Source organism: Mucilaginibacter sp. (assembly GCF_039207105.1).
In the GTDB taxonomy this organism is placed as follows: Bacteria; Bacteroidota; Bacteroidia; order Sphingobacteriales; family Sphingobacteriaceae; genus Mucilaginibacter.
Map to the genome: position 1 here is coordinate 1 of NZ_JBCECK010000196.1, position 7,959 is coordinate 7,959.

Genomic DNA, 7,959 nt, shown 5'->3' on the forward strand with positions numbered 1-7,959 from the left:
CGTCTATATTAAATTTCTGATTTTCGGCAAAGTAAGCAGGCTCGCGGTATTCGCGCTGGTAAACCGGTGCGCCACCACCTAAAACAAGATCGTCGGCAGGTACATCGGCTACTTTTTCACCGTGCATGTAGTACTCTAAACGTTGCGTGTCGGTTACCTCACCAATGATGGCGCAGTTCAGGTCCCACTTATCAAAAACAGCCTCTACTTCTTTTTCACGGCCTTTGTGTACCACGATAAGCATACGCTCCTGTGATTCGGACAATAAAATTTCGTAAGGCTTCATGTTATCCTGGCGGGTAGGTACTTTATCTAAGTCGATACGCATACCATGCTCACCTTTAGCGCTCATTTCTGAGTTAGAGCAGATGATACCGGCAGCACCCATATCCTGCATACCAACTACGGCGCCGGTTTTAATTACTTCAAGTGTAGCCTCTAACAACAGTTTTTCCTGGAACGGATCACCTACCTGAACGGCCGGAAGATCGTTAACAGAATCTACAGTGATATCTTTTGATGCGAAAGCCGCACCGTGGATACCATCTTTACCGGTTGCAGAACCTACTATATATACCGGGTTACCCACGCCGTACGAAGTTGCAGAAACAGTTTCGCCCGCTTTTACAATACCTGCCGACATGGCGTTAACCAGCGGATTTACGTTATAGCAATCGTCAAAAAACAATTCGCCGCCTACAGTTGGGATACCAAAAGCGTTACCGTAGTGGCTAATGCCTTTTACTACGCCTTTAACCAACCATTTGGTTTTATCAAGGGTCAGATCGCCAAAACGCAATGAGTTTAGCTGCGCGATAGGCCTTGCACCCATCGTAAATATATCGCGGTTAATACCGCCTACTCCTGTGGCTGCACCTTGGTAAGGCTCTAATGCCGAAGGATGATTGTGCGATTCGATCTTGAAGGCGCAACCAATGCCATCGCCAAGGTCAACAAGGCCGGCATTTTCTTCACCTGCCTTAGCCAGCATACGCGGACTATCCTTAGGTAAGGTTTTTAGCCAGGTGATAGAGTTTTTATAGGAGCAATGCTCGCTCCACATTACTGCGAAAATAGAAAGTTCGGTAAAATTGGGTACTCGCCCTAATATCTCTTTAATACGTTCAAATTCTTCGGGTAGTAAGCCTAAATCTTTGGCGGTTTCAACGGTGGTTAATTCCTGGTGCTCCAATGTAATATGTTTTATTTGAAAGGATTCGCAAAATTAGAAAAAAAGGCCGAAAGCTAAAAGCTTCTTTTGGATTAGTGACAGTGGTGTGGGATTGGGGTGCGGGGAACAATCTAACATTTAATAAAAGTTTGTCATTTCGAACGAGCATGAGCAGGCATAGAGCATTGAGCGAAAGAGAAATCTTATACTGATTGCAAATTCACTTTTCAATTGTATAAGATTTCTCGCTATCGCTCGAAATGACAACTTTATATTAACGACCATCTTATCTAATAATATCCAAACAAAAACGGGCAGGCGAAATATCGCCTGCCCGAACGGCCTTTGCTCAAACCCTGCTACCCCCTTATCGCCGCAGAGACCGTTGCCCGACCGTATATCTTCTTATGTTTTTATTGTTCAGTCAGTTGAAAATTAATAGGGATAGTATATTTAACCCGCACAGCCTGCCCGTTCTGCATACCTGGTTTCCAGGCTTTGGCCAGTTTTAAAACACGCAAAGCCTCTTCATCAAATCCGTATCCGGCCTTTCTTTCAACCACTATATTTGATAAACTACCATCTTTTTCAATAACAAAACTCAGGATAACCCTACCCGAAACACCATTATCTTGGGCAACAACCGGGAAACGAAGGTTTTTTTGCAGAAACTTAGCCCATGCCGCTGCTCCACCCACAGGCTCGGGCATAACTTCAAGCACTTCTCCGGTACTATGTATGGTTTCATCGGATGGCATTGTACCGCCGCCCCTGCCTGAAGCTTTTCCCTGATCCATTTGATTATCTATTCCTTTATCCGGTCCATCAACATTTGCCGAACCAATTGGCCCATTTATTTCACTTATTACAGGCGGATCAACCGTTGGCTGACTATCCGCCACCACCCTGGTTGGTATAGCCGTAGTTTTTACCTGAACTGCCGGTGCAGGAGGATCGACTGATTTGGGTGGCTCAGCTTTTTTAGGCTTAGCTTCTATCGGAGGCGCCATATCAACCTTTTTAAAATCAACCGGAGTAAACTTATAAGCCGGTTGCGGCTTTGCTCTGAATACAAAGCTGGCTCCGATAAAAAGGGCCACTATGACAAAACTAAAACCCATAGCCTTTGTCATGGTTTGACCATAGCTTTTTCTCAGTTCATAGGCACCGTATGCTTTGTTACGATGGTCGAATACAAGGTCGAGCCACTCGGCTTTGTACAAATCAAATTTGTCAATACTCATATAATTCAGAATTTAATTTCTTATTAAACGAATATACATATATAATATTTTGCAAACCAAAATTTATTTTAAATATTTTGAATCAAAAACCTCGCAAAACAAAATTTATTTTTTTTATACATATCACTAAAAAAAAGACCCATAATCAAAAAATTTCAATCAAATACCATAAAAACACAAATAAAAAATATATAAACTCTAATTTTAATTACACAAATCGATAAAAACATAAAAAATTTATAAAAAATTAAGATTTATTTTAATTTTTTTATACTTTTAAATATGATTAACAGGATTTATCAATTTACTGTTGCATTTTTTTTACTTTTTTCGAGCTTTTCAGCTTCCGGAAAAGAAAAAATACATTATAATCATCCAACAAAAAACAAAAATGCTTCATTTAGTACAGCAAGCGATTACCACCACCCCATTAATTATGACTTTAGCATTAATAATGTCCCGGTACAACTAATTAATGTTCAGCAGCACCGGGGCTCGCATTCACCTCAAGCCCTCTATCACAGTCCGATCTTTTTATCTGTTGCCATTAAATACGTAACATTTGTTTGCGGCTCCGGCTCAAGCGAACTGTCGCGTTTTCGCAAACTCATCCTTTTTCCATTTCATGCTTTTTGGTAATAGAAAACAATATCAAACCGGGTGCTCTGATTAAGCAGCCGGATCATATTGTTTTTTAAAATTTAGTTTAACTATCCGGCATTTTGATTGGATGCCGGATACGCTATCAACTTTTTTAATACTGCCCGGCATTTTGATTGGGTACCGGGCAGTATTAACATTAATTCCCTTAAACCCTAAACATGAAAAAATTTATACCCTTTGGCGTACTTATAATTGTAATTATACTTGCCCTTATCTACCCTTCTGTTACCTTAACAACTGTTAAAGACAGTAAAATAGACAGTGGTGACACTGCATGGCTATTAGTAAGTACCGCCCTTGTACTGATCATGACCCCGGGCCTTGCCTTTTTTTATGGCGGTATGGTTAGCAAAAAAAATGTACTGTCAACCATGCTGCAAAGCTTTGTATGTATGGGCGTTATAACCGTTATATGGGTTATATTTGGATTTAGCCTGGCTTTTGGCGATAGCATAGGCGGTTTTATCGGCGATCCGCGTACCTTTTTTATGATGAAAGGCACACTGGGCAACGCCACCTGGAAACTTGCACCAACCATACCATTGGTATTATTTGCCATGTTTCAGTTAAAGTTTGCCGTAATTACACCAGCACTTATCACCGGTGCCTTTGCTGAGCGTATCCGCTTTAACTCATACGTGATATTTCTGGTGCTATTCATGATATTTATATATGCCCCTCTGGCACATTCAACCTGGCACCCGGATGGTTTCCTGTTTGGTAAAGGCGTACTTGATTTTGCAGGCGGCACCGTTGTACACATGTCAGCAGGCTGGGCAGCCCTTGCTTCGGCGCTATACTTAAAACAACGCAATGATAAGGCGCATGCCCCCGCCCGCATCAGCTATGTGTTATTAGGTACAGGCTTATTGTGGTTCGGCTGGTTTGGTTTCAACGCCGGCTCGGCTTTAGGTTCAGGCACGTTAGCGGCAACCGCTTTGGCTACAACAACTACCGCATCGGCAGCTGCTGCAATGGCCTGGATGTTTTTTGATATCCTGCAAGGTAAAAAGCCTGGCGTAATGGGCGCTTGTATTGGTGCCGTTGTCGGCCTTGTGGCCATTACACCCGCCGCAGGCTTTGTAACCATTCCACATTCTTTAATAATTGGTATTGTTGCCGCTATCGTAAGCAACCTGGTCGTGATCTGGAGAACATCAACCAGTATTGACGATACGCTTGATGTATTCCCCTGCCACGGTGTAGGCGGTATGGTAGGCATGTTACTCACCGGCGTATTTGCACACCAAAACGTAAATGCGGGTAATACTACCGGTAACGGATTATACTATGGCGAAACTCATTTATTTATATTACACCTGATAACTTTAATTGGCGTATCTGCCTTTGCCTTTTTCGGCTCATTAATATTATTAAAGGTTACAGATATGATCAGCACCCTGCGTGTAACTCCTGAAGAAGAACTTGCCGGCCTCGATTCAAGCCAGCACGACGAAGGATTATAACAATTCTTACTGCATATATTATACATCAAACCAAACAACTGAAAAAACTAAAGCTGCATTTACAGAAAATGCAGCTTTTTTCATCCATTGACCGTTGATTCATTTTTGATTTCGATGATGGCGTTGATTTTTGAACAGGATTCTAAGGATTGATGAGATTACCGAGATTTCCTTTAAGAACAAAAGTAAAAACCTTCATATCTGATAAATCTACCTAATCGCGACTCAGACAAACCCGCATGCATAGTTCGCGATTGCCACGCTACGCTCGCAATGACAATTCCTATTTAACATTAGGTAACAATATCGCAGTTGGGACAAGCCCAACTGCGATATTGTTACCTAACATAATGACTCCTCACTCCTCACTCCTCACCACTCCTTAGTCGATATTTTTTTGATCTTTTTTTCCTCTTTTGGCAAGGCCGAGGCTTTAAGCATGTATGTTTTTAGTACCCCACCTATTTGTTTACTATTGAGTAGTATCTTATTTAAATACACAGCAAAATCATCTTTGTCTATTTTATCTTTCGCTTGCTCCATTGGAATAGCCACTCCAGGCACAGGTTCGTAAACATTATATCGATTACGCTGATATGGCGTGTAAACAAAATCAGTAAACCAGTAACGATATTTTGCGTCTTTAACCTCTATCCGCATAGAAAAACTTATAGCACCATCCTCATGCGTGGTTATAAACGCTTTTTTGGAAACCAGGAAACTACCTTTTCCCATTATTACCCCCTGCGTCTTATCTGCAGTAACCATTGACAGCTTACTTTTAGGGTAAGCGGTTTTTATAAAATACAAACCCCTGTTGTATAAACTGTCTGTACTTAACCCCGGCTGACTAACGGTTTGATAATAGATGTATTTATCATTTTCATCAAAAGCCAAAGAATCCTTTTGCGCAAAAGCCGTTCTGGCAAATAACATACAAACAAAAGCCATCAATATATTTTTCATCATCATATTTTTCATTTCAATACCTACACTAAACCAATCGTCACTTCAAAACCTTTATCGTATAAATATAAAGATAAAAGCCGCTCCAGTTAATAAGGAGCGGCTTTTTGTAAAAGAATATCATTTTATTTTAGAAGGCATATACAGCAGCTATTAAAAATTGCTGCGCGTGCTTGGTTGGATCGCCAGAGCTTTTAGTAAATGCCTCGGCAGAGTTACTATCTAACCTAACCTCCGGGATTAGTGTTAGCGGGCCAGCCTTAATATTAGATGTCAAGGTGATAGCGGTTACATGATCGCCCGGAGCGGGGCCAGCCAATGCAAAATCACCGGTTTTTGTTTTAAAATACTCACCCCTTAAACCAAAGGTAACTGATTTTGAAACAGCAATTTGAGGATACAACGCCACACCTGTGAAACCACCTGTAGTGCCATCAGTAGCTTTATAATCAGCCGCATTTAAGCCCAGTTTAAAAGCATCAGTGATCTGATAAGTTGTGGTCAGGTCAAATTCTGTACCTGCAGTACCACCGGTAATTACGTTCAGGTAAGCGGTCCAACCTTTTACAGGAGCAATCATCAATTGAGCACCAAAGTTATTCAAGCCTGTTTTTGCTTTATAAGCATTCCATTGATCATTAAAGATACCTGCCATCAAACTCACTTTGTCAGAGAATGAATAAGTAGCCTTGAAACCAGCATTCTGGAACGGCCCGTTAGTGAACATATAGGAAGTTGAGTAATTAAAGTTACCCACCGGGCTTATTACCTCATAACCAATAAAGGTAGCCATATAGCCACCGGTAAGCACAAACTTATCGGTTACATCATATGACATGTATAAATTTTGGATATGAAACGAATCGCCATTGTCACCAGCGTTCGGGATAGACTGCCCCTGCCCCCTTGGGCCAAAAGAAAGCTCACCCACAAAGGCAGCCTTACCAACTTTTTTCTTCAATCCCAGATCAACCATACCTATCGACATGGAATTATGATCTGTAGCGAAACTGGTTGGTATATTACTATGCTTTGCAAAATCGTATTTATAATAAGCATCAACTGATCCGGTTATGGTCAACGGCGGATCGGCCGCGGCAGTTTTAGTAGTATCCTGAGCCTTAACCGTAAAGGCCGCAATAGCGAATAAACAAAAGAGTAAAACTGTTTTTTTCATGATAACGATTTAATTGTAGAAAATTTAGTTTGTTAGTTTTTTTGATTGATAAAATATTGATATTCAAAAATTTACCTTAAATCGGGATCCTTTATTGTCGGCATAAAAAATCCCTGTGCAGTTGGCCATGCCATTGCAAGACAGCCACACGCCAACTACACAAGGTATTACAGACCTTTAGTTTGAAGGTCTTTTAATGATTGTATCTATCCTCTTTTTAAACTTCAGAAGTCGCTTTAACACCTTTATCAAAAAGGCCGCTTAAACTAATTTCTTCTTCCTGAACAGGGTAAACTTCAATGCCATGATCAAACACATCGATACCACCAATACCGGCCTCTCCATGCTCTTCAATACGCAGTTTCCAGGGATGTCCTAATTTGTTGATCGCATACATCATCACAAAGCTTACTACAAATACAGAAGCAGTAATAGCAAAGCTGCCGATGAACTGGGCTTTCAACACTTCAAAACCACCGCCATAAAACAAACCTGTAACCGGAGCAGAATTATCGGCACCAGTTGGACCTGTAGCACCATACTGACCAGAAGCAAATAAGCCTAATGATAAAGTACCCCATATACCATTTAAACCGTGTACCGAAACAGCACCAACCGGATCGTCTATACGGAACCACTCCACAATATATACACCGGCAAAAATGATAAGGCCCGCCACACCGCCAAGTAAAATAGAACCCAGTGGACTTACCCAGTAACAAGGACAAGTAATAGCAACCAAACCGGCAAGGAAACCATTAATGGTAAAGGCCAGATCAAACTTGCCTTTTGTAGGCCCCCACCAAAGGGCGGCAAGCATAGCGGTAAAACCACCGGCACAGGCAGCAAGCGTAGTATTAGCAGCAACACGACCAATACCCTGCATATCCATTGCCGACAAAGTTGAACCCGGATTAAAACCGTACCAGCCAAACCATAATAAAAAACCACCAACAGCGGCAATTAATAAGTTATGACCCGGAGGTAATCCGCCTTTTTCCTTATCATCGCGGGCAAATATTCTGCCTAACCGCGGGCCTAATACCATTGCACCGGCCAGTGAAGCCACACCACCAATAGTATGCACTACGGTTGAACCTGCAAAATCACGGAAAGGCTGTGAACTTAAGTGAGCAAAAATTCCTGAAGTACCCATTGTAGCCAGGAAACCATCAGGCCCCCAGGCCCAGTGGCCTATAATTGGATAAATAAAACCAGTAATACCTATACTGTATAAAATATCGCCACGGAAACTGGTACGACCGATCATTG

The 7,959-nt window shown here is 41.6% G+C and carries 6 protein-coding genes; 1 reads left to right on the plus strand and 5 read right to left on the minus strand.

Translation table 11 applies throughout. From position 1 onward, the window contains the following. Positions 1-1,192: phosphoribosylformylglycinamidine synthase subunit PurL (gene purL, locus AAGC65_RS23320; RefSeq protein WP_343114875.1), on the minus strand; the 1,192-nt coding region annotated here is incomplete at its 3' end. Positions 1,193-1,584: 392 nt separating this feature from the next. After that, positions 1,585-2,415 (minus strand): TonB family protein, encoded by an 831-nt coding sequence (locus AAGC65_RS23325; protein WP_343114876.1) that lies wholly within the window; start codon positions 2,413-2,415, stop codon positions 1,585-1,587. Positions 2,416-3,236: 821 nt separating this feature from the next. Between AAGC65_RS23325 and AAGC65_RS23330 the strand changes: the two genes are divergently transcribed. Further along, the gene (locus tag AAGC65_RS23330) at positions 3,237-4,544 is read left to right on the plus strand and encodes an ammonium transporter (RefSeq protein ID WP_343114877.1); all 1,308 of its coding nucleotides are present in this window, start codon (positions 3,237-3,239) and stop codon (positions 4,542-4,544) included. A 372-nt stretch (positions 4,545-4,916) separates the two neighbouring features. On the opposite strand, the gene AAGC65_RS23335 is transcribed toward AAGC65_RS23330, so the two are convergent. The 3 genes from AAGC65_RS23335 to AAGC65_RS23345 all read right to left on the minus strand — a co-directional run. Further along, positions 4,917-5,516, minus strand: coding sequence for a DUF4468 domain-containing protein (locus AAGC65_RS23335; protein ID WP_343114878.1), 600 nt, complete (start codon positions 5,514-5,516; stop codon positions 4,917-4,919). A 124-nt stretch (positions 5,517-5,640) separates the two neighbouring features. After that, on the minus strand, positions 5,641-6,687 hold the full coding sequence (locus AAGC65_RS23340; RefSeq protein WP_343114879.1) for an outer membrane beta-barrel protein: 1,047 nt from the start codon (positions 6,685-6,687) through the stop codon (positions 5,641-5,643). A 217-nt stretch (positions 6,688-6,904) separates the two neighbouring features. Continuing rightward, positions 6,905-7,959 (minus strand): ammonium transporter (locus tag AAGC65_RS23345; RefSeq protein WP_407940704.1); only part of this gene is annotated, 1,055 nt, incomplete at its 5' end.